The organism is Porphyromonas vaginalis (genome assembly GCF_958301595.1).
Taxonomy (GTDB): Bacteria; Bacteroidota; Bacteroidia; order Bacteroidales; family Porphyromonadaceae; genus Porphyromonas; species Porphyromonas vaginalis.
The window spans coordinates 2,189,474-2,212,548 of record NZ_CATQJU010000001.1; the positions used below are offsets into that span (position 1 = coordinate 2,189,474).

At 53.3% G+C, this 23,075-nt stretch carries 17 protein-coding genes; 16 read left to right on the forward strand and 1 reads right to left on the reverse strand.

Annotation, left to right across the window (positions count from 1 at the left end):
- Positions 1 to 72: 72 nt before the first annotated feature.
- The 16 genes from Q2J34_RS08535 to Q2J34_RS08610 all read left to right on the forward strand — a co-directional run bounded on the left by Q2J34_RS08535 (position 73) and on the right by Q2J34_RS08610 (position 21,822).
- On the forward strand, positions 73 to 498 hold the full coding sequence (locus Q2J34_RS08535; protein ID WP_298888014.1) for a hypothetical protein: 426 nt from the start codon (positions 73 to 75) through the stop codon (positions 496 to 498).
- Positions 499 to 811: 313 nt separating this feature from the next.
- Entirely contained in the window at positions 812 to 2,293 is a 1,482-nt protein-coding gene (locus Q2J34_RS08540; protein ID WP_300969995.1) for a fimbria major subunit, read from the forward strand.
- Between the two features lie 214 nt (positions 2,294 to 2,507).
- A complete protein-coding gene (locus tag Q2J34_RS08545) occupies positions 2,508 to 3,464 on the forward strand; it encodes an NAD(P)H-dependent flavin oxidoreductase (protein WP_298888018.1) in 957 nt (318 codons plus the stop codon).
- A 16-nt stretch (positions 3,465 to 3,480) separates the two neighbouring features.
- Complete coding sequence (gene dapA / locus Q2J34_RS08550; protein WP_298888020.1) at positions 3,481 to 4,425, forward strand: 4-hydroxy-tetrahydrodipicolinate synthase; 945 nt, start codon at positions 3,481 to 3,483, stop codon at positions 4,423 to 4,425.
- Positions 4,422 to 5,537, forward strand: a complete 1,116-nt coding sequence (gene recF, locus Q2J34_RS08555) for a DNA replication/repair protein RecF (RefSeq protein WP_298888022.1) — start codon at positions 4,422 to 4,424, stop codon at positions 5,535 to 5,537. The genes dapA and recF overlap by 4 nt, the downstream gene beginning before the upstream one ends.
- 240 nt (positions 5,538 to 5,777) lie before the next feature.
- The gene (gene serC, locus Q2J34_RS08560; protein ID WP_298888024.1) at positions 5,778 to 6,860 is read left to right on the forward strand and encodes a 3-phosphoserine/phosphohydroxythreonine transaminase; all 1,083 of its coding nucleotides are present in this window, start codon (positions 5,778 to 5,780) and stop codon (positions 6,858 to 6,860) included.
- Between the two features lie 104 nt (positions 6,861 to 6,964).
- On the forward strand, positions 6,965 to 7,885 hold the full coding sequence (locus tag Q2J34_RS08565) for an NAD(P)-dependent oxidoreductase (RefSeq protein WP_007366173.1): 921 nt from the start codon (positions 6,965 to 6,967) through the stop codon (positions 7,883 to 7,885).
- A 93-nt stretch (positions 7,886 to 7,978) separates the two neighbouring features.
- Positions 7,979 to 9,223: a DUF1015 domain-containing protein gene (locus tag Q2J34_RS08570; protein WP_297729099.1), complete on the forward strand. Its 1,245-nt coding sequence runs from the start codon at positions 7,979 to 7,981 to the stop codon at positions 9,221 to 9,223.
- 263 nt (positions 9,224 to 9,486) lie between these two features.
- The gene (locus Q2J34_RS08575; protein WP_298888027.1) at positions 9,487 to 10,074 is read left to right on the forward strand and encodes an L-threonylcarbamoyladenylate synthase; all 588 of its coding nucleotides are present in this window, start codon (positions 9,487 to 9,489) and stop codon (positions 10,072 to 10,074) included.
- Between the two features lie 63 nt (positions 10,075 to 10,137).
- Positions 10,138 to 11,523, forward strand: coding sequence for an exopolysaccharide biosynthesis polyprenyl glycosylphosphotransferase (locus tag Q2J34_RS08580; protein WP_298888029.1), 1,386 nt, complete (start codon positions 10,138 to 10,140; stop codon positions 11,521 to 11,523).
- Positions 11,524 to 11,533: 10 nt separating this feature from the next.
- Positions 11,534 to 13,330, forward strand: coding sequence for a chloride channel protein (locus Q2J34_RS08585; protein ID WP_298888031.1), 1,797 nt, complete (start codon positions 11,534 to 11,536; stop codon positions 13,328 to 13,330).
- Between the two features lie 6 nt (positions 13,331 to 13,336).
- Positions 13,337 to 14,311, forward strand: a complete 975-nt coding sequence (gene fmt / locus Q2J34_RS08590) for a methionyl-tRNA formyltransferase (RefSeq protein WP_298888033.1) — start codon at positions 13,337 to 13,339, stop codon at positions 14,309 to 14,311.
- Positions 14,312 to 14,330: 19 nt separating this feature from the next.
- Positions 14,331 to 15,614: a 3-phosphoshikimate 1-carboxyvinyltransferase gene (locus Q2J34_RS08595; RefSeq protein ID WP_300969996.1), complete on the forward strand. Its 1,284-nt coding sequence runs from the start codon at positions 14,331 to 14,333 to the stop codon at positions 15,612 to 15,614.
- 18 nt (positions 15,615 to 15,632) lie between these two features.
- Positions 15,633 to 17,294, forward strand: a complete 1,662-nt coding sequence (locus Q2J34_RS08600) for a DEAD/DEAH box helicase (protein WP_300969997.1) — start codon at positions 15,633 to 15,635, stop codon at positions 17,292 to 17,294.
- 309 nt (positions 17,295 to 17,603) lie between these two features.
- Positions 17,604 to 19,760: an elongation factor G gene (locus tag Q2J34_RS08605; protein WP_300969998.1), complete on the forward strand. Its 2,157-nt coding sequence runs from the start codon at positions 17,604 to 17,606 to the stop codon at positions 19,758 to 19,760.
- Positions 19,761 to 20,184: 424 nt separating this feature from the next.
- Positions 20,185 to 21,822: a hypothetical protein gene (locus tag Q2J34_RS08610; RefSeq protein WP_300969999.1), complete on the forward strand. Its 1,638-nt coding sequence runs from the start codon at positions 20,185 to 20,187 to the stop codon at positions 21,820 to 21,822.
- 344 nt (positions 21,823 to 22,166) lie between these two features.
- On the opposite strand, the gene Q2J34_RS08615 is transcribed toward Q2J34_RS08610, so the two are convergent.
- The gene (locus Q2J34_RS08615; RefSeq protein WP_300970000.1) at positions 22,167 to 23,063 is read right to left on the reverse strand and encodes a diacylglycerol/lipid kinase family protein; all 897 of its coding nucleotides are present in this window, start codon (positions 23,061 to 23,063) and stop codon (positions 22,167 to 22,169) included.
- Positions 23,064 to 23,075: the final 12 nt, after the last annotated feature.

Genomic DNA, 23,075 nt, shown 5'->3' on the forward strand with positions numbered 1-23,075 from the left:
GCTCAGAGCCTAACTGAAGTAATAGCCTAACTATAGCACCTAGCTGACTTATCAACATTCAGCCACAAAATCATGAAAAAACACTCCAAAACAGCTCTTTATAAACCTACGGACGAGAACATGGGTAGCTTACGCGAACTCTTTCTCTATAGGCAGTCAGTAGTTGACGATAGGCAGTATAAGCTAGCTATAGCCAAGGAAAAACGGCACATTTCTAGCAAGTCTGAATCCGATAACTTTATCTATCGAAACTCCAAAAAGGGCATCGACCTCTTGACCAAAAGCATCCAAGAGTGCGAGCGCCTAATGCTTGAGATTATCAAGGAAGATGAGGAGATGTACCGCAACTATCAGCACCTCATCTCCTGCAAGGGGATGGGTCCCATCACCTCCATCATGCTGATCATCTACACCGAAAAATTCAAGGCCTGGAGTGCCAAGATGATGGCTAGCTACTCTAAGATGCAATTTCGAGAGGAGCAGGTAGCGAGCTCCTGAAACTTGAAAAACATCGCTTTCACTAGCTTTGAGACTTAGAATGCAGGTCGCTGGCAATGAGACTTTCGGAGTAGAGTGTGGTTTCGTATGTTTTGTGGGCTTGTGTTTTTTGTATAACTTCGCACCTATAAGAATCAAATTCACATTTATACAAGCAATGCACATATCTATGAAGCTCCTCTCGAAGGCTAGAAACAGCCAGATGCAAGAGTTGCGCCAACAAACGGCGATGAGTACCTCTCGAAAGATAAAAGCTAACCAACAAAGGTGTAGCTACTCAGTAGCATCTGGACTCCTCTCACTAGTGCTCTGTATGAGTGTACTCCTATTGGGAGCTTGTCGTAAGTCGCCCCAGGAAGTCAACCCTGTAGCTACGGAGGGAAACTTGACGATACAGCTGAACTGCTTAGGAGTAGATCTTAGAGCTGGCGAAGATGACCCAATGTCTGCCATAGAGAAACTAGATCTATACTTCTTCTCTGGTGAGTCTGAGGCAGCAGAGCGAACCCTGGTGGCTCACCGTACTTTTGGCAAAGCGGAAGTAGCAACCAGCGCTCCCCTATCTATGTCATTGCCAGTAGCTTCTTATTATTTAGTCGCTGTGCTCAACGGCACGCCAAATATTCAAAACGCCTTCGGTCAGGGCGTATCGTGGAGCAACCTCTTTGAGACAACCTACAAACTCGCTAATCTATACACTAAGTCAGGAGACAAGGTTACTTCTGTCGTGTGGAGTAATGATCAGGGACCTATCCAGATTGATAAGAGTGCATTTGACAAAGGAGCTCCTTCAGTACCAGTAACGCTCACCCGAGCCATAGCTCGTGTCAAATTATTTGGAGAGCCTAAAGTCCCTCAGTATATGTCTATTGACCTAACGAATGGTGGTACGTTTAAGATCGGATGCCGATCTGTTCAATCGTTTTTAATGCGCGAGCTAGCCCCACTTATCGGGAGTACTCAGAATGTTATGGAAAAGCCTGGAGATGGCTCAAACTTCGCTACGCGATATGCTTACTCTCCAGGTTATCAAGAGATCGCTACTAGTGAGCCAAGTAACCAAAAAGCTCTTCTTGATACTTACCGATTCCACAGTACTGATAGGACAATCTGCAATCTAGAGTCTCTCAAGCTCGTTCCTAAGACAGTCGATGAGTGTGATCTAGCTTATTATGGATACTACTCTCTAGAGACCACGGTCGATCCCGATCACACTACTTATTACTTCCTGCCATCCCTGCTCATTGGTTACAAGCTTTATCCAGCTAGTTTGGATGCGCTTGGAGACTTTAAGGCTGACGAGGGGTGGGTTAGCTTCAATGGTCGTTACTATCGTGGACGTGACTTTAACACTTATCTAAAAGACATCTATCAGCGCAACAAGACTACGGGGAAGTCGAAACCTGTCGTAACAGCACCAGCGGGTTATCCGAAAGCTTTACAAGACGTATGCGAAGAGTATGTAGCTACTCAGGGTGATAAGATGCTCATCACGACTTCTGAACATCAAGGTGAGCTAGTACCTATTGACTACAAGGGGTTGCGCTACTATCTCAGGAGCTACAACTACTATTATTTACCCGTCCAGCATGCCCCCACACAGGAGGGTTATGGGCGCTATGGCATTGTCCGCAACAACGAATATCGTATCGAGATCACTAGCATCTCAGACTTTGGTACTCCGCTGCTAATGAACCCTGCGGATCATCCTGATAAGTACGTCCCCAAGCAGCCTATCTCTGCCACACTAACCCTCACGCCTCTTGTGGAGCACAATGACAAAGCCGACTTGTAGTCTCCCCTATCATCTAATAAATCATACTTAATTTATAGACGCCACGCTTAGGAAAACAAGCTATTCTTCCTAAGCGTGGCGTTGCTTTTGTAAAGCTATCGATCAACTAGACCACAGACACGCTTTCGAAGCATTTCCTTGAAACAAAGGCAATGATATGTGGCGTGATTTGCGTAGCTTTGTACAGGAAGTTTGAATTTGCAATTAAGACAATATGAAGAATAGACTCTGCGACCTACTAGGCATACGTTATCCGATCATTGCTGGCGGTATGGTCTGGTGTAGCGGTTGGCGACTCGCTTCGGCTGTGAGCAATGCGGGAGGATTGGGTCTCTTAGGTGCTGGCTCAATGTACCCTGAGGTGCTACGCGAACATATAGCCCGCTGCCGTGAGGCTACGGATAGACCTTTTGGGGTTAATGTGCCGCTACTCTACCCTGAGATTGACACATTGATCCAGATCATCATCGAGGAGCGAGTGCCTATCGTGGTCACATCGGCGGGCAGTCCCAAGCGCTTTACGCCCCTCCTCCATGAGCATGGGATCAAGGTGATGCACGTGGTCAGCAGTACGAAGTTTGCGGTCAAGTGCCAAGAGGCGGGTGTCGATGCGGTGATTGCCGAGGGCTTTGAGGCTGGCGGTCACAACGGTCGTGAGGAGACTACGACGCTGGCGCTGATACCGGCTGTGGCGCAGGCTATTGACCTGCCCCTCGTGGCGGCGGGCGGGATAGCTTCGGGGCGCTCTATCGTGGCGGCTCAGAGCCTAGGCGCTGAGGGTGTGCAAATCGGGACGCTCTTTGCGCTGAGTGAGGAGAGTAGTGCGCATGCGACTTTCAAGGAAGCGTGCGTCAAGAGTGACGAGGGGGACACGATATTGACCCTCAAGGAGCTCGCTCCGACACGCTTGCTGAAGAACGACTTTTACCAACAGGTGGCCACCCTGCAAGCTCGGGGTGCCTCTGCTGATGAGCTACGAGAGCTACTCGGGCGGGCCAGGGCTAAGCGTGGTATCTTCGAGGGAGACCTGACGGAGGGCGAACTAGAGATTGGTCAGGTGGCTGCGCAGATAGAGCAGGTGCAGCCGGTGTCTCAGATCTTCGAAAATCTTATTGCTGAGTACAATGCGGCTCGTGCGGAGCTGCTCGATATGAACTGGACAAATTGCTAAGGGCTATACCTTATATATGTACGATAAATACACTTACCATCCTTATCGCCATCTGACAGGCGCTGGCGTGGCGTTGATTACTCCATTTCTGGAGAATGGGCAGGTAGACTCGGCTTCGCTGAGCCGTCTGACGGAGCATGTGGTCTCAGGCGGATGCGACTTCGTAGTGCTGCTCGGCACTACGGGCGAGTCGCCTACGGTCGTTTACCCTGAGCGACTACTACTGATCGATGTAGTGCGACGGGCCATCGATGGTCGCTGTCCGCTGGTCATCGGTGTCGGGAGCAACAACACGCAGGACCTATGCCAGCGTATGAGCGACCCAATCTATGACAATGTCGATGCCATCCTCTCAGTCGTACCTTATTATAATAAGCCAACGCAGGAGGGACTGTATCTCCACTTTATGGCTGTTGCCGAGGCAAGCAAGAAGCCGATCATACTGTACAATATCCCCTCGCGTACTGGATGCGACCTACAGCCCCAGACGGTAGCTAGGCTACAGCGTGACTCGGCAAAGATCATCGGTATCAAGGAGGCTTCGGGGCATGTAGAGCGAATCGGAGAGATTCGCGAGCTATGCCGTCCTGACCTGCTGGTCTACTCGGGCGATGACCACCTGACGAAAGATATCATCCGGGCGGGAGGCGATGGAGTGGTCTCGGTCGTGGCAAACGCTTATCCGCAAGCGATCAAAGCGCTCGTCTCGGCTCTCATTACAGAGCAGCGGGAGCAGGCGGATGAGATTGATGCACTCTTTACGGAGATGTATCAGTTGCTCTTTAAGGAGGGCAATCCCGTGGGTATCAAGGGGCTGCTTCAGACCATTCACCTTATAGAGACCTGTGCGGTGAGACTACCGCTATGCCATGCTACGGAGCAACTCACGAGCCGACTACGTGCAGTACACAAAGAGCTACTCGTACCCTTGCAGAAGTTAGGAATAGACCCTCGACTATGATACTAAGCTCGCTGAGTGTCATCAACTTTAAGAATGTCGCTACGGCAAACTGCCACTTTGCACCCAAGCTCAACTGCTTCTTCGGGGGCAATGGTATGGGCAAGACCAATCTCCTAGATGCTATCCACTACCTCTCGGTGGTGCGTGGGCATCTAGGCACTACCGATCGCTACGCCATACGTCACGGGGCGCAAGAGGCGATTATACAGGGCGAGTACCTATGGGACGATGGGCAGGAGGACAAGATCAGCCTGCGCATCTCTACCGAGCGAAGCAAGCAGCTCTCTCGCAATGGTCGTCTCTACAAGCGTCACAGCGACCACATAGGGCGCTACCCGCTGGTTATCATATCGCCACACGACCAGAGACTCATACGTGGGGGAAGCGACGAGCGCAGACGCTCCGTGGACCGTATCCTCTCACAGCAAGACGCGACCTATCTGGCGAACTTGATCAACTACAACAGAGCTCTCGACCAGCGCAACAATATGCTGCGCAACCAGATCCACGAGCCAGCTCTGATGGATATCCTCGAGGAGACCTTAGCGACGACGGGACTAGCAGTCTCCACGATGCGACAGGCTTATGTCGATGAGCTCGTCCCCACCTTCGATCAGATTTATCAGCATCTCGCTGCGGGGGTAGAGCGTGCGGTCCTATCCTTTAGTGCCGGCAGTGCCAGCACCGCTCAGGAGCAGCTGCGCATACTACGAGACCATCGTCAGCGAGACTACGAGTATGGCTTCACAGCGACCGGCTGCCACAGAGATGACTTTGAGATGCTCCTCGGAGAGAACCTCATGCGCAAGATAGGTTCCGAAGGGCAAAACAAGACTTACCTCATCGCCTACAAGCTAGCCGAGTACCGCTATCTGCAGCAGCACTTGACGAATCAGACGGCTCCCCTACTCCTCCTCGATGACATCTTCGACAAGCTAGACAGCGACCGTGTGGAGCGCATCATCGAGCTCGTTGCTACGGACACTTTCGGACAGATCTTTATCACCGACACGAACCGCAAATACCTCGATGAAATCATCTCGTCGAAGCAAGTCCCCTATCGCCTCTTCCAGATCCAAGAGGGCGCTCCGACGGAAGTCACCCCGGGGTAATAAACTGCTGAGAAAGTGAGCTGACAGAGCACTTTTGAATTCGAAAAGAGAACTTTAGCGCAAAGTATCGTGGAAATAGTTTGTTTCTCCACTTTAATTCCGTATCTTTGTAGGGGCAAAGAGAGGAGACCCTGAAAAGCTTTCTCTTTGTCCCTTCTAAATAAAGCAAAAGGAGGCCATCCAGCTCCCCTATTGCACACATAGACAAGCATATAATCCCAAAACAATAAATATAGTAAGATGAAAAAGCACAACTTCTATGCTGGTCCCTCGGTACTAAACCGTGGCGTGATCGAGCGCACTGCTGATGCGGTGCTGAACTTCGCTGACATGGATCTCTCACTCCTTGAGATCTCTCACCGCAGCAAGCAATTCCAAGCTGTTATGGACGAGGCCGTAGCTACCTTCAAGGAGCTACTAGACATCCCCGAGGGTTACGAGGTACTTTTCCTCGGTGGTGGTGCTAGCCTCCAGTTCTACATGGTACCGCTCAACCTCATGGGCAAGAAAGCAGCTTACCTCAACACAGGTACGTGGTCTACCAACGCTATCAAGCAGGCTGGCTACGTAGACAAGGTCTTTGGTACGGAGACAGTTGTTGTCGCTTCTTCAGAGGACAAGAACTTCACCTACATTCCTAAGAACTTCACCATCCCCGAGGATGTAGACTACTTCCACTACACCTCCAACAATACCATCTACGGTACAGAGATCCGCAAGGACTTCGACTGCAAGGTACCTCTTGTTGCCGATATGAGTAGTGATATCTTCTCTCGTCCAGTAGACGTCAGCAAGTACGACTGTATCTATGGTGGTGCTCAGAAGAATATGGGTCCTGCAGGTACGACCTTCGTAGTCATCCGCAAGGATGCGCTAGGCAAGATCGATCGTCCACTACCTACGATGCTCGACTACCAGACGCACGTCAAGAAGGGCTCTATGTTCAATACGCCTCCTGTCCTACCTATCTACACTTGCCTCCAGACCATGAAGTGGTACAAGGAGATGGGCGGTGTCAAGGCTATGGAGCAGCGTGCTAAGGAGAAGGCTGACGCTCTCTACACAGAGATCGACCGCAACAAGCTCTTCCGTGGTACTGTCGAGGCTGAGGATCGCTCTCGTATGAACGTATGCTTCGTCCTCAACGACGAGTATGCTGAGCTACAAGATGACTTCTTCAACTTCGCTACTGAGCGCGGTATGGTAGGTATCAAGGGTCACCGCTCTGTAGGTGGCTTCCGTGCATCTCTCTACAACGGCCTCGAGATGGAGAGCGTACAGGCTCTGATCCAGGCTATGCAGGACTTCGAGAAGAAGCACTAATCTCTCTCATTACTTACATAACACTATCTGTCCTACCCCGCAGCACCTCACACCAACAGGGGGTCTACGGGGTAGGCTCCTAAATAAAGATATCACTCAATACTATGACTAAAGTACTTATCGCAACTGAGAAGCCCTTTGCACCAGTCGCTGTAGATGGCATTCGCAAGATTGTAGAGGGTGCTGGCTTTGAGCTAGTACTCCTAGAGAAATATACAGAGCGTCAGCAGCTCCTCGACGCTGTCAAGGATGTAGACGCTATCATCGTACGTAGCGACAAGGTCCAGGCTGACGTCTTTGAGGCTGCTAAGAACCTCAAGATCGTCGTACGCGCTGGTGCTGGCTATGACAACGTAGACCTAGAGGCTGCTACCAAGCACAACGTCTGCGTGATGAACACCCCTGGACAGAACTCTAACGCTGTCGCTGAGCTCGCTTTCGCACTCATGCTTGCTATGGTTCGCAATCACTTCAACGGCAAGTCTGGCTCTGAGCTCAAGGGTAAGAAGCTCGGTATCCAGGGCTTCGGACACATCGGTCGTTGCCTAGCTAAGATCGCTCACGGCTTCGGCATGGAGGTCTACTACAACAAGCGTCACCGCCTTGATGCTGCTGAGGAGAAGGAGCTCGGGCTCACCTACTGCAGCCAGGAGGATCTCTTCAAGCAGTGCGACATCGTATCGCTCAATACGCCTAAGACCGCTGAGACTGTCAAGAGCATCAACGGCAAGTATGTCAAGATGATGCCTCAGGGTGGTCTCATCGTCAATACAGCTCGTAAGGAGATCATCGACGAGGAGTGCTTCCTCGCAGCTCTCAAGGAGCGCACAGACGTACGCTACGCTACCGACATCCAGCCTGACATGCACGAGGAGTACCAGAAGGAGCTACAGGATCGCTACCTAGCAACCGCTAAGAAGATGGGTGCTCAGACAGCTGAGGCAAACATCAACGCTGGTCTTGCTGCTGCTAACCAGATCGTCGGCTTCATCAAGGATGGTTGCGAGACTTTCCGCGTCAACTAATCTGTAGACGACTTAGAGACTTTGGTCTCCTCACCTAGAGGGGACCGAAGTCTTTCTTTTTCACTCTCACCACACACTCAAAGACTCTTTATTATGGCTATAATCAAACCATTCAAAGGATACAGACCACCTCAAAACCTTGTTGAGAAGGTCAACTCTCGTCCCTACGACGTGCTAAACTCTGACGAGGCTCGCAAGGAGGCTGAGGGCAACCCCATGTCTCTCTACCACATCATCAAGCCAGAGATCAACTTCCCCGCAGGTACCGACGAGCACGACCCCAAGGTCTATGACGAGGCTGTCAAGCAGTACCAGCACTTCAAGAAGGAGGGCTGGCTCGTACAGGACGACAAGGAGTGCTACTACGTCTATGCTCAGACGATGAACGGCAAGACACAGTATGGTCTCGTTATCGGCGCTTACGTCGAGGACTACCTCAACGGTGTCATCAAGAAGCACGAGCTCACACGTCGTGACAAGGAGGAGGATCGTATGAAGCACGTACGCATCAACAATGCGAACATTGAGCCGGTCTTCTTTGCTTACCCTGACAATGCTGAGCTAGACAAGATCGTCGCTAAGTACACGGCTCAGAAGCCTGTCTACGACTTCGTCGCCAACGATACCTTCCAGCATCAGTTCTGGATCATCGACCAGGATCAGGATATCAAGCGTATCACCGAGCTATTTGGCCAGATGCCCGCGCTCTACATCGCTGACGGTCACCACCGTAGTGCTGCTGCAGCGCTCGTAGGTGCTGAGAAGGCTAAGCAAAACCCCAATCACCGTGGTGATGAGGAGTACAACTACTTTATGGCTGTAGCCTTCCCCGCTAACCAGCTCACCGTCATCGACTACAACCGTGTCGTCAAGGACCTCAACGGGCTCACCAGCGAAGAGTTCCTCAAGAAGCTCGAGAAGGACTTCGTCGTCGAGAAGAAGGGCACAGAGATCTACAAGCCCGCTAAGCTGCACAACTTCTCGCTCTACCTCGATGGCAACTGGTACTCGCTCACCGCTAAGCCAGGCACCTACGATGACAGCGATCCTATCGGTATCCTAGACGTCACCATCTCGTCGAATCACATCCTCGATGAGATCCTCGGCATCAAGGATCTACGTAGTGACAAGCGCATCGACTTCGTCGGTGGTATCCGCGGTCTTGGCGAGCTCAAGAAGCGTGTCGACTCAGGCGAGATGAAGGTCGCACTAGCCCTCTACCCCGTCACGATGAAGCAGATCATGGACATCGCTGACACGGGCAACATCATGCCACCTAAGACCACCTGGTTCGAGCCTAAGCTCCGCTCCGGTATCGTCATCCACGAGCTCAGCTAAAGCACAAACACATCTATATACGATTAGGGGACTGTACCTTTTGCGGTGCGGTCCCCTTTTTCTATTCTTTTGCGCTAACCGCTTAGCAGTCAAAACTGACATAACGATCAGTACACTAGACTGAAACTGGAGTTTCATAGGGAGGAAACTGGAGTGCCATACGTGTGGCACTGATTTCTCTAGCGGTATCCCGTCTGATTTCGTACCTTTGTGCTAGAAGTCTCCACAAGGTCGTGGAGGCATTTACCTCTCTAGATAGTTTTATGAACCAAGTATCTCCTTCTCCTGAGACTCTATCCGCAGTGCGTGAGGCGGTCGACGTATTACAGCGTGGTGGTATCATCCTCTACCCTACTGACACGATCTGGGGCTTGGGATGCGATGCGACCAATGAAGAGGCGGTGGATCGCCTCTCGGCAATTAAGGGTCGCCCCATGGGCAAGCCGATGCTGATGCTGGTCGATAGCGACGTGCGAATACAATCATACGTGCGTACGGTGCCATCGATGGCGTACCAATTGATCGATGTGGCGGTGCGTCCGCTCACCATTATCTACCCCGAGGGGCGCAATGTGGCGCCACAACTACTGGCGGACGATGGCTCGATCGGGATACGCATCGCAAGCGATACGCTCTGTCAGGAGATCTGCCGCATGCTGCGCCGACCACTCGTCTCCACCTCGGCCAATCTGGCGGGGACTAGTTCGCCACACAACTATTCGGAGATTGATCCCGCACTGATCAAGATGGTCGACTATGTGGTCCCGCTACGCCAAGATGAGCATATCGATGGCATGCCCTCAGACATTATCAAGCTGGGGCTCAATAATGAGGTGCAAGTCATTCGCTAAGTAATAAGGTTGGTCAGAAGCCGTTAAACGCCCTTTTAGTAGCTCCTAAACACGGTCCGATCTATGAGCAAGAAGTCTCGACAAGCTATGGTACGTCTGCGCTACATCGTCTCTGACCTTGTGGCGGTGCTGCTGGCAACGACGCTCTTCAACGTGGTGCGCTACGTGGTCGAGGATCAGAGTGCGACCTTTGGCGAGCTGTCGCTCTTCCTCTTCAACACGAAGATGTACTGGGTGACGCTCGTGGTGGTACTCTTCTGGATGGGCTTCCTAACGCTCTCGGGGTACTATAATAAGGTATTAGCGAAGAGCCGCATCGACGAGTTCTTTCTGACGGCTGGGAGTGTCTTCGTGGGGGTGGTCATCGAGTATCTCTTCCTCGTGGTGGACGATGTAATCGATGGGCGCAGTGAGCATCTGCTCCTCTTCGCCCTGCTCTATCTGACGCACTTCCTCCTCATCTATGCGGGTCGCCTGACGATTACTTTGCAGCAGATTAGGTATGACCGCATGCCAGAGCATTGGCCACAGATCCTGCTCATCGGGACGCCCGAGGTGATCGACAAGTTGCAGGCGGTGCGTATGGAGATGCATTACCACGCTGTGGCGCAGCTCCCCTTCGACTCTGAGCCTGTCACACTAGAGCAGGTACAGACTATACTGGAGGAGCAACCGATCGAGGCGATCTATATGGTGGCCAATGAGGCGGACACGCTACGAGCTACGCATCTGCTCTATGAGCTGTACCGTTGCAAGCTACCGATCAAGATATATCTAGAGGGGGTGATGGGGGTACGCTCCTCGCTACAAGCGCGCACGCTCCGTGGGTTACCGCTACACGATGTGACGCAGACGCAGATGAGCGAGATGGAGCAAAATGTAAAGTGGCTCTTCGACCGTATCGTATCGCTAATTTTGCTGATCCTCCTGTCGCCTCTCTTTGCGGTGCTAGCGGTCTTGGTTCGGCGCTCTTCGGAGGGACCCGTCTTCTATCGTCAGGAGCGTGTGGGGCGTGGAGGGAAGCCTTTTTGGATCTATAAGTTTCGCACGATGTATACGGACGCAGAGGTAGCGGGCCCTCAGCTTAGCCACGAGGGAGACAAGCGAGTCACACCATTGGGTGCCAAGCTACGCAAGTACAGACTGGACGAGCTACCCCAGTTTTACAATGTATTGCGAGGCGATATGTCTATCGTGGGGCCTCGCCCCGAGCGCGCTTACTACATCAAGCAGATCCTCGAGCGGGCGCCTTACTACTACCTGCTACACCAGCTACGGCCGGGCATCACGTCGTGGGGAATGGTGCGGTACGGCTACGCCTCGACGGTCGATGAGATGGTCGAGCGACTTTACTATGACTGGCTCTACTACGAACACATGTCGATCAAGCTCGACCTAGCGGTGCTGCTCTGCACGGTGGGCACTATTATCAAGGGAAAAGGAAAGTAACACGGCTGCGATGACGACTACGACTACACGCATATCACTACTACAACGCTTCATCCTATGGAGAGAGGCTCACATCAGTGAGCGCATCTTCGTACTGATCTTATCTTTTATCATCGGTATCTTGACCGCCCTGGCTGCCTTTGCGCTCAAACAATTGATCGGCACGATACAGCATCTCCTGATGCCCGCCATACGTCAGGCTAATGTGTGGTACCTGATCCTGCCACCTATTGGCGTCCTGCTGACGGCGGGTGTGGTCAAGCTCTTCATCCGTGACGACATAAGCCACGGTGTGACGAAGGTGCTGGGCGCTATGTCACAGCGCAAGAGTCGTATCAAGCCGCACAACACCTGGTCGTCGCTCCTAGCTAGTTCGATCACCATCGGCTTCGGTGGATCGGTCGGTGCCGAGTCACCTATCGTGATGACGGGAGCCGCCATCGGGAGCAATACGGGACGGCTCTTCAAGCTGGAGCAGCGTCAGCTGATGCTCCTCGTGGGGTGCGGTGCTGCGGGGGCTATTGCGGGGATCTTTAAGGCGCCCATTGCGGGCTTGGTCTTTGTGGTGGAGGTGCTACTCCTCGACTTGACACTGAGCAGTGTGCTACCGCTACTGATTAGCTCCGTCACCTCGGCTACGATGGCTTACCTGCTGACGGGACAGCAGGCGATGTTTTCCTTTTACCAGAGCGACCCTTTCACGGCAGAGCGCATCCCCTACGTGATCCTGCTCGGTATAGCCTGCGGCTTCACCTCGCTCTACTTCTCCAAGGTGATGTTTGCACTGGAGAGTTGGCTCAAGAAGCGCAGCAACTTCCTCAAGCGTTACGGCATCTCGATGCTTATCCTCAGTGTGGCTATCTTCCTCTTTCCACCGCTCTTTGGCGAGGGTTACAGCACGCTCAGCGACCTGATGGCGGGACAGTACAGCTCCGTGACGGACAATAGTATCTTCGCCTCCTTCGGGAGTAACTATTGGGTCATCTTCGCCTTCCTCCTCTGCACGATGCTGGTGAAAGTCTTTGCCTCCGTAGCGACCAATAGCGGCGGCGGATGTGGCGGACTCTTTGCGCCTAGCCTCTTCGTGGGGGGCTTGTGTGGCTTTGTCTTTGCCTATGCGCTAAACTTCTTCCCCTTCATTGAGGTCTACCTACCGCAAAAGAACTTTGTCCTCATGGGTATGGCGGGCGTAATGGCGGGCGTGATGCACGCTCCGCTGACGGGTACCTTCCTCATTGCTGAGTTGACGGGTGGCTACAACCTGCTTCTGCCACTCATGCTGGTCGCTATCTGCTCCTATGGGACGATCCGCATCTTCATGCCTCACAGCATCTACTCACTCCGCTTGGCGCAAAAGGGTGAGCTGATGACCCACAGCAAGGATCAGGCGGTGCTCACGGTGATGAGCATCGACAATGTGATCGAGACGGACTTTGATAAGGTCTACCCCGACATGACGCTCGGCGAACTGGTTCAGGTGGTGGGACGTGCTAAGCGCAATCTCTTTCCTGTGGTGGAGCGTGAGACAGATAAGCTCCTCGGTGTGGTTTCGCTCGATGATATACGCAATATCATGTTTCGCCCTGAGCTTTACGACCGCTACAAGGTGGATCGTATCATGGTCTCCCCGCCAGCCCGCATCCAGAGCGATATGCACATGGACCACATCATGCACCTCTTTGACGAGACCAAAGCGTGGAACCTCCCCGTCGTAACACCCGAGGGGCAGTACCTCGGCTATGTCTCTAAGTCTAAGATATTCAACACCTACCGAGAGGTGCTCAATGTCCTCTCACCTGACGAATAAACAGCTATGAAGAAAGATCAAGTCCGCATCATCTTTTACGGCACCGCTCCCTTTGCGACGGCCTGCCTAGAGCGTCTCGTCGACGAGGGCTACCCTATTGTCTCTGTCGTCACGGCTCCTGACAAGCCTGCGGGTCGTGGACATCGCCTGCAGCCCTCGGCGGTCAAGGTCTGTGCGACCAAGCTCGGACTACCTATATTACAGCCGACAAACCTACGAGACGAAGCTTTCGTCCAGCAACTCACGGAGCTAAAGCCAACGCTCGGCGTGGTGGTCGCCTTCCGTATGCTACCTCGTGAGGTGTGGAGCTTGCCCCCGTGGGGGACGGTCAATATACATGGCTCGCTACTCCCGCAGTATCGTGGCGCCGCTCCGATCAATTGGGCACTAATCAATGGCGAAAGCGAGACGGGCGTGACCCTCTTCCAGCTACGTCACGAGATCGATACAGGAGACATCATTGCCGCTTCGGCTTGTCCGATCGAGCCAGAGGACAACTTCGGCACCCTTTACGACAAACTGATGGCTCTGGGTGCTGAGCTACTGGCTCACGGCTTGAGCATACTGACGCAGCACGAGGGTTGCTACCCACAAGCACTACCGCAAGAGGAGCACCCCGACCTGCGCCCTGCTCCTAAGCTTACGAAAGAGAATACGCGCATTGACTGGCACCAGTCGGCGCACGAGATACACAACCTGGTACGTGGCTTGGCACCTCAGCCTGGTGCCTGGACGATGCTGGAGCTTCCCAACGAAGAGCCTCTCCTTGTCAAGATCTATGCGACCACGCTCCCGCAGCAGGAAGCGGACGAGCGACCCGTGGGACAGAGCCTCTCTCCTCGCAAAGGTCAGCTAGCCGTGCAGTGTGGCGATGGATTGCTCCTCATCGAGCAGCTAAAGCCTCAGGGCAAGAAGCTCCTCTCGGCACGTGATTGGCTCAACGGACTCAAAGTCTCTGTCGAGGAGGTTCGCTTCGTCTAGCCATTTCCATACAAGCAAAGTGACCCCACAGCTATCCATCACCCTACCTCCCTCAAAGAGTCTCTACAATCGGCTCTTCGTGATGGCACGGCTGGCGCATCGGCCCATCCCGTCGCTGTGGCATCAGCTAGACCTCTGCGAAGACTTGGCGGTGATGCTACATGCCTCGGGGAGTAGCGAGGAGCGCATATCCGTAAGGGCTTCGGGAACGGCTATGCGCCTCCTGACCGCACTCTTTGCTTTGACCACAGAGCGAGAGGTTCTGCTCGTTTCGCCAGTTCGTCGTATGACCGAGCGACCACTAGCACAGCTCATCGCACTACTCTCTCAGCTCGGAGCCGACATAGTCCAACCATCGTCCCAAGAGCCTGTCGAAGGGCTTTACCCACTGGTTCGCGTTCGTCCGATGAGCCTGCAGCAGGAAGGTCTCCCCACGCTAATCCTGCCGAGCGGACTAGAGAGCAGCCAGACGGTCACAGCCCTACTCCTCATTGCTCCCTATCTGCCCCACGGACTAGCCCTTCGCTGGCAAGATGACCAACTCCCCAGCGCCTCTTACATCCAGTTGACCTGCTCCCTGATGCAGACATGCGGCATCGAGCTCGCGGTTGATTGCCACGGGATCTATGTTGCCCCAGGAGCCTACTGCGAGGCAACGCTCACACGCCTACTCTCGCACCCCATCGGTGACTGGTCCTCAGCGCAGTATCCCCTCCAGTGGGCACTTATGGCGCCACGACCCTGCCAGCTCTTGCTGACCAATGTACCAGCGCAGAGCTTGCAACCTGATGCTCGTGCCTTAGAACTGCTACAGATCTCCCCCGAATGGCTAAGCGCAGGTGACAACACCCTCTGCTTTGACAGCGAGCTACTGCAGAAGCATTTGCGTGAGCTCACGTTTGGGAGCCTCTCCCTGTCAAACAATCCTGACTTCGCACCTACACTCATTGCACTACTCCTCTACTATCAGAAGAAAGCGCAGCTCCGTGGACTAGACCTCCTACGCCTCAAAGAGAGCGACCGCATCGCCCTCATTCTGCGCAATGGCGAGCAGCTTGGTTATCAGCTCACCTACGAAACGGAGAGCGGCTTCTGCTTAGCCGGCAGCGCACCAAGCTCCGTTCACACCCCAGTACCCATTGCTACAGATGTCGACCACCGTATGGTGATGGCATGGGCTCCTTTCGCCTGGTATCACCAGCTACAGATAGAGACTCCGCAAGCAGTTGACAAGAGCTACCCCACCTTCTGGCGAGACCTTCGCAAGCTCTGCGAGGTCATCGAGACACCTTTATATATATGAGCACGAATCCCCTTCACTATGACCTTTGACACATTAGACCTTTCGCCCGAACTCCTTCGTGCCACCGCCGACCTAGGCTTCTCCGAGCCTATGCCCGTACAGCAAGAGGTCATTCCATACCTATCCACTCATCGAGGGGATCTGATCGCGCTCTCCAAGACCGGCTCGGGCAAGACCGCCGCCTACGGACTGCCCCTCTTAGAGCGCATCATACAGGCAAGAGGCTCCGCACCCTGTGGACTCATCCTTACGCCAACACGAGAGCTCGCAATACAGGTGCAGAGCGACTTAGTCGCCTTGGCAAAGTATACCTCCGTTCGCCAAATCCTAGCCCTCTACGGCGGTGCCTCCATCGAGGAGCAGATCCGTCAGCTCGCCAAGGGATACCATATTATAGTAGCCACTCCCGGCAGACTCTGCGACCTGCTTAGGCGCAAAGCTGTCAAGCTGCGCAAGGTCTCGGTCGTCGTCCTCGACGAAGCCGATGTGATGCTCGACATGGGCTTCCAGCGAGATCTGCAGGAGATCCTGCAGGCGGTGCCACAGCAGGTGGAGCATTGGCTCTTTTCCGCCACCATGAGCCGAGAGGTGCGGGAGATAGCCGACAACTATATCAGCGATGCCCACGAGGTGCAGATAGGTGCGCTCAATAAAGCGAATGCGGACATCAAGCATCTCTACGTAGCGGTCCCAGCACGGCACAAGTACGCCGCTCTGAAGCGTGTCGTCGACTACTACCCCAATATCTACGGGATCATCTTCTGCCGCACCCGTGCCGAGACCAAGGAGATCGCCGAGTGGCTCATACGAGATGGGTACAATGCCGATGCGCTCCATGGCGACCTTAGCCAAGCGCAGCGAGATATGGTGATGAACCGCTTCCGCATACGCAACCTGCAGCTACTCGTTGCGACCGACGTGGCAGCACGTGGACTCGATGTAGATGATGTCACTCATGTGCTTCACTACGGCCTGCCCGCCGATCCCGACAGCTACACACACCGCAGCGGACGCACCGCTCGTGCTGGCAAGACGGGTCTCTCGATAGCCATCTGCCATCTACGCGACAGCAAGCAGATACGCATCATCGAGCAGCACGCTGGCATTCGGATTGAGTCGATGCCCCTCCCCTCTGGTCAGGAGATTTGTAAGAAGCAACTCTTCGCGCTAGCTACCAAGATCGAGTATGCCGACAGCAACGAGCATGGCACTCAGTACGATGAGTTACTCAATGCGATCGTGCAGAAGCTCGCCTGGCTCCCTCCCGAGGAGATCATACGTCGTGTCCTCACACTGGAGGCGGACCGTATCATGCGATACTACGCCAATACGCCCGACCTCTCGGCCCAAGAGCTAGCCACCGAAGAGCCTAAGTATAGGACAAAAGATTCCCACGAGGAGCATCGCAAAGCACCCAAAAAGCGTAGCCGCACCGACCTGCCGCCTATGACCTCGCTACGGATCAACCTCGGCAAGCGCGACAAGCTCTATCCGAACCGTCTCTTAGAGTTGATCAACCGCACGCTCCCCTATAAAATCACCATCGGCAAGATAGATCTCAGTCCCAGCTACAGCTACTTTGAGGTAGCCAGCGAATGGGCCGAAACAGTTGCTGCAGCCCTGAGCGAAGAGGAGTACAACGGCCGCCCCATCCGTGTCACCATTCAGAAGGATCGGTAAAACCCACGAGCCTGTATCACAACCCGCTTTCACCCAAGCATAGCCAAAAGCGTCGCCAGTCGCTCTCTTTTTCACGCTCAGGCACCTTTTAGGTATTGCAAAATTGTGAATTATTTGCTACCTTGCGACAAGTTTAGTGAGAAGCTAGTCAAGTAAGCCTAAGTAAGGGGAGAAACAAAGCATCAGAAGTCCCTACTTTCGCTCTCCTCCGATTAGCATTTTCGCTAGACTTACACATTGACGACCGCTACACTAGCTAGCGACGTCTAGACGACTGCAAACAAATTATTCACTCTAATATAACAGGCTATGCAATTGTATCAGACATCAGACATTCGAAACATCGCCGTCATCGGCGGCTCGGGTAGCGGCAAGACAACTCTTGCCGAGGCTATGCTCTATGAGAGTGGCGTCATCAAGCGCCGCGGGACTATCCAGGCACAAAACACTGTGTGCGACTACTTCCCCGTAGAGAAGGAGTATGGCTATACCGTTTTCTCCACCCTATTTAGTGTCGAGTTTGCTAATCGCAAGCTCAACTTCATCGACTGCGCAGGCTCCGATGACTTCGTCGGTGGCACTGTCGCTGCACTCCACGTGACTGACTCGGCTCTCGCTGTGGTCAATGCCAAGGAGGGCGTCGAGGTTGGTCTGGTCAATCAGATGCGTATCATAGAGCAACTGCATAAGCCTGTGCTCTTTACGATCAACCAGCTGGATAGCGACAAGGCAGACTACGACAGCACAGTCGCTGGGCTCAAAGCTCGCTATGGCGGCAAGGTGGTCGTCATTCAGTACCCCGTACAGGAGGGTCCAGACTTCCACCAGGTGGTCGATGTGCTCAATATGAAGATGTACCAATGGAAGCCTGAGGGCGGCGCTCCCGAAGAACTCGAGATCCCAGCTGATCAGCAAGCACGTGCTGAGGAGCTGCGCCAAGCGCTCATCGAGTCGGCTGCTGAGCACGAGGAGCATCTGATGGAGACCTTCTTTGAGAAAGGGTCGCTCGACGAGGAGGAGATCGTACAGGGCATGCGCAAGGGTATCGTCCTCGGAGATATGTACCCCGTCTTCTGCGTCAGTGCGCTCAAGGATATGGGCGTACGTCGTACGATGACCTTCCTGGGCGATGTAGCACCTCGCGTCACCGAGTCTGCGCTACCCGTCACGACGGAGGGCATAGAGGTAGCACCTGATGCTACCGCTCCCGTGAGTCTCTACTTCTTCAAGAGCACCGTAGAGCCTCATATCGGTGAGGTCTCTTACTTCAAGGTTATGAGCGGTACACTCAAGGAGGGTATGGACTTGACCAATGCTAAGAATGGCTCTAAGGAGCGCCTCGGTCAGATCAACGTGGTGGCTGGTGCGCAAAAGGAGAAAGTGAGCCAGCTCGTCGCTGGAGACTTTGGTGCAGCCGTAAAGCTCAAGGATGTACGTCGTGGAGCTACGCTCAATGATAAGGGTGTGGACTACCAGTTCCCCAACATCGAGTACCCCGCCCCCAAGTATCGTCGTGCTATCGTAGCAACTAATAGTGCCGATACGGAGAAGCTCAGCGAGGCTCTCACACGTATGCAGGAGGAGGATCCCACATGGATCGCTCAGCAGAGCAAGGAGCTACGTCAGCTCATCGTGTATGGTCAGGGAGAGTTTCACCTACGTACGCTCAAGTGGCGACTGGAGAACAATGACAAGATCCCCGTCACCTTTGAGGAGCCACGCATCCCCTACCGTGAGACTATCACGAAAGCAGCACGCGCTGACTATCGTCACAAGAAGCAGTCGGGCGGTGCTGGGCAGTTTGGCGAGGTGCATCTGATTGTCGAGCCTTACGAGGAGGGCAAGGAGCTACCAAGCGTCTTCCGCTTTAACAATCAGGAGTTCAAGATCACGCCTCGTGACACCCAGACCGTCGAGCTAGCCTGGGGTGGCAAGCTCATCTTCGTCAATAGTGTCGTAGGTGGAGCCATCGACAACCGCTTCATGCCAGCCATCCTCAAGGGTATCATGGAGCGCATGGAGCGTGGCCCGCTGACAGGCTCCTATGCTCGTGACGTGCGTGTGATCGTCTACGATGGTAAGATGCACCCCGTAGATAGCAATGAGATCTCGTTCATGCTGGCTGGGCGCAACGCCTTTAGCGAGGCCTTCCGCAATGCTGGTCCTAAGATCCTCGAGCCTATCTACAGCGTCGATGTGACCGTACCCGCAGACTACCTAGGCGATGTAATGAGCGACCTGCAGGGACGCCGTGCACTCATCATGGGTATGAGCAGCGATGGCAACTACGAGCAGCTCTCTGCCAAGGTGCCTCTCAAGGAGCTGAGCGACTACTCTACTTCGCTCAGTTCGCTGACGGGTGGACGCGCCTCGTTTGTCATGAAGTTTGACGCCTACGAGCTAGTCCCGACAGATGTCCAGGAGGCACTCCTGAAGGCCTACACAGAGGAGAGCGAGGAGGAGTAACAGACGGCTCCCCACTACCCTACTAAGTATCAGAGCGGTCTCAGGTCATGACGACTTGAGGCCGCTCTCTCTGTATGTAGTCGACAGCTCTCCCTAAATGCACTACTTGCCAATTTGTATCGTACTGATTTCTTAGCAGATACGAGTTCCAAGAGTTATTCCCCTCTTGGAACTTTTTAGTTCCAACAGAGGAACTTTTCGGTTCCAAGGGAGGAACTTTTTAGTTCCAGCGGAGGAACTTTTTAGTTCCAACCGAGGATCCGTTTGGCGGATAGACGTAGTTCTCTTTGTTTTTGTATCTTTGTTCGCAAGGGAGGGCTATTTTATCAGTTTGATGACGATGATCATCTGCTGCGGGTGCCTCCCTTCGCTATTTTGGTCTCTAAGACATCGCAGATATATACACTAACAAGGTTAGAATACTATGAATAAGCAAATCTATTTGGCCCTCGCATTGATCTTATCAACTTGCTTTGGGTTGGTCGGTTGTTACCGTGATTGCCCCGATGATGGTGGCGATCCCAACAAGGAGGATACGATCCCGATGGGCGAGTACACCCCTATCTACGAGCTAGATGCAGATGGCAATCTGAAGCATCTGCCGATCCCCTTCGTAGACTTTATGGCGGGTGAGCTACCCCTCAGGAAGTGGGAGGCCGCTCACGGAGCCATGCTACAGAAAGAGGTGGTTGCTGACTTTAAGGGTCAGCAGGTCAAGAATTACGTCTTCAACACTCAGGACAAGAGTGGCAAGCAGCCGCTACGCATCTATCTCGTCGGAGATGCTGGCAAGGGTAGACTACAGATATCAACCCTCCTCATCGACAAGAAGCTGGTCTACAATGAGCAGGGCGAGATCAGACAGGAGTTTGACATGATGACCATCAATGATGGCTTTGCGGCGATGGACGACAGCTCCAGCAAGACACCTATGTACCGCAAGGGGAACCTTATCGTAGGGGTCTCACAGAGCAAAGATCAGGCTGGATATGCTCAGCTCTCCTTCCTGCCTATGCCAGGATCGGTCCCTACGGGATACTTCGACAAGAGTCTCAAGGACTTCCCCTTCGCTAGTAAGAAGGCTGAGGATACCTCTCTAGATGAAATCCGCAAGTATGAGGCCGCTCTAGGACTCAGACAGGAGAAGGCGCAGAGTGATCCCAAGCGTGCCAACTTCATCACGAAGGACAAGAAGAAGGGCAACTTCGACCTAGTCGCTTACTACCCACAGGGCTACACGTCCAAGGGAGAAACTTACAAGCCTGGTATCCTGGCACTCAGTTATGCTCTCACTCTAGATATGGTAGAGAACAATGCCGAGGTAGCCGAGTGGTTTGTAAGCAACGGCTTTAGCAAGCCTCAGAAGTCAGACATTAGCGACAATACCTTCACCAGCGAAAACGACTACTACACACTCCTCATCATGGAGGGTGGTAATGGTGTAGCCTTTAGCTTCTCTGCCAAGGAGGAGGCACCCACGCCTGATCCCGCAGAGGACACTAGCATCTTCCCCTCCTACAACTTTAAGGAGAAGTTCAACCCCGCTGACGTGCCTACCCCAGGAACACCCGCAGGCTCTATCTACACCAGTGAGATGGCTAAGGGAGAGAATGTCACCTACAACGCTCCTGAAAAAGGCGATGATGGCAAGATAGACTATGGTATGACCAACCTTCAGGTCTTGATCAAAGACCCCTTTAAGGATAAAACTGCCGCCATCAACGGCTATTACTACTACGCTGCCTACGAAGCCACAGAGGCTACGATGCACGTCTATGATAATGGTGGACTAGCCATCAACCACGCTAAACAGTTTAAGACGGGTATCGACAAGGAGCTCAAGGCTGCTCTCGAGAAGGGGGGCTACCAATACACTGGAACGGAAAAGAGAACCTCGGGCTCTGAGTACTGGTTTTACTACAACGCTGAGCACAATGTTTCCCTCCACGTCTATAAGATGAAAGATAGCAGCTTCCTCATCGCTAACTTCTGGCCTGGCGATGACTACAAGCCACAAGCGGGCAACCAGATCCGCCTAAATACGCGCTACATACGCCGCTAAGCAGGAGCCTGTCGCCCCTGTGCGACTCGCCCAATGTACTAAACAGAGCAAGAGCCTACTCGCTAATCAGCGGGCAGGCTCTTGCTTTATCTTGCCATCTCTCTAAGTTACTCCCCCCCCTATCAGTCACTCCGTTTGTTAACTTTCCAAAATGCTTCCAAGCTTGGAAAAATAATTTTCCAAGGGAGGAAACTTTACTTTCCAAGGGAGGAAAAATAAATTTCCAACGCTGGAAATGTTTCGTTCCAACAGAGGAAAGGAAGCTGACCTCTGTTGAGACGTTTACACGCCCCAACTAAACAACGAAAGATAGGTGTAGTGCTTGGAGCCAGCTAGCCCTTGTACTAGCTTTTGGGCTGCGGGACTAAGATGGGCAGTTGCTGCTTTTGGATCGTGATCTCGATGCGACGCCCCAGCTCGATGAGCTCACCATCGACCTGCGCATAGTCCTCCTTCTCACGCTCTATGATGAGGTGGTCGGTGCGATAAATGTCGATGGAGGCACTATCGTTGATGTTTTTAGTAAAGAGGTTGATCGCCACCTGCGGAGCTTTTAGGAGCGACATATTGCGGATGACCACCACGTCAAAGAGCCCGTCGTCCAGCTCAGCCTCTGGGGCGATGATCGCATTATTGCCATACTGATCCGCATTAGCGCAGGTCACGAGGAAGGCTTTCTGCTCGATCACCTCACCGTTGAGATGAAGGCGATAAAGCGAGGACTTGTGCTTGATAAACTGATCGACCGTCGAGAGGACGTAGGAGAGTGGCCCCCGGAAGCTCTTCTGGTCGTAGCTAGCGGTCACCTGAGCATCAAAGCCCACGCCGAAGGTCACGAAAAAGGGAACCCCATCGGCCTCGCAGCAGTCGATACGCTTGGTATACCCTCGGCGAATAACCTCTAGGGCTGCTTCGGGGTCTAGCGGTATGTCTAGCGAGCGCGCCAACCCATTGCCCGACCCCATCGGGACGATGCCGAGAGACATCTCTGTCGTGCGCACCGCATCGGCTACCTCATTGATCGTACCATCTCCACCGATGGCAATAACTGTGTCAAACCCTTGACCAGCTATATCCTTGATGATGCGATCGGCATGTCCCTCTCCGTTGGTATAGACGAAGTATAGCTCACTGCCATTGTCCGAGAGCATGTTAAATGCGAGCTCTGGCAGACTCGTCTTCCTAGAGGTGCCAGAGATAGGATTGATGATGACGAGATACTTCCTTTGAGAGCTTAGCATACGACCAGATCT

Bases quoted from the DNA above. Each gene is read 5' to 3' on its own strand.
- Q2J34_RS08535 (WP_298888014.1), top strand. From the start codon at position 73: ATGAAAAAACACTCCAAAACAGCTCTTTATAAACCTACGGACGAGAAC.
- Q2J34_RS08540 (WP_300969995.1), top strand. From the start codon at position 812: ATGAGTGTACTCCTATTGGGAGCTTGTCGTAAGTCGCCCCAGGAAGTC.
- Q2J34_RS08545 (WP_298888018.1), top strand. From the start codon at position 2,508: ATGAAGAATAGACTCTGCGACCTACTAGGCATACGTTATCCGATCATT.
- dapA (WP_298888020.1), top strand. From the start codon at position 3,481: ATGTACGATAAATACACTTACCATCCTTATCGCCATCTGACAGGCGCT.
- recF (WP_298888022.1), top strand. From the start codon at position 4,422: ATGATACTAAGCTCGCTGAGTGTCATCAACTTTAAGAATGTCGCTACG.
- serC (WP_298888024.1), top strand. From the start codon at position 5,778: ATGAAAAAGCACAACTTCTATGCTGGTCCCTCGGTACTAAACCGTGGC.
- Q2J34_RS08565 (WP_007366173.1), top strand. From the start codon at position 6,965: ATGACTAAAGTACTTATCGCAACTGAGAAGCCCTTTGCACCAGTCGCT.
- Q2J34_RS08570 (WP_297729099.1), top strand. From the start codon at position 7,979: ATGGCTATAATCAAACCATTCAAAGGATACAGACCACCTCAAAACCTT.
- Q2J34_RS08575 (WP_298888027.1), top strand. From the start codon at position 9,487: ATGAACCAAGTATCTCCTTCTCCTGAGACTCTATCCGCAGTGCGTGAG.
- Q2J34_RS08580 (WP_298888029.1), top strand. From the start codon at position 10,138: ATGAGCAAGAAGTCTCGACAAGCTATGGTACGTCTGCGCTACATCGTC.
- Q2J34_RS08585 (WP_298888031.1), top strand. From the start codon at position 11,534: ATGACGACTACGACTACACGCATATCACTACTACAACGCTTCATCCTA.
- fmt (WP_298888033.1), top strand. From the start codon at position 13,337: ATGAAGAAAGATCAAGTCCGCATCATCTTTTACGGCACCGCTCCCTTT.
- Q2J34_RS08600 (WP_300969997.1), top strand. From the start codon at position 15,633: ATGACCTTTGACACATTAGACCTTTCGCCCGAACTCCTTCGTGCCACC.
- Q2J34_RS08605 (WP_300969998.1), top strand. From the start codon at position 17,604: ATGCAATTGTATCAGACATCAGACATTCGAAACATCGCCGTCATCGGC.
- Q2J34_RS08610 (WP_300969999.1), top strand. From the start codon at position 20,185: ATGAATAAGCAAATCTATTTGGCCCTCGCATTGATCTTATCAACTTGC.
- Q2J34_RS08615 (WP_300970000.1), bottom strand. From the start codon at position 23,063: ATGCTAAGCTCTCAAAGGAAGTATCTCGTCATCATCAATCCTATCTCT.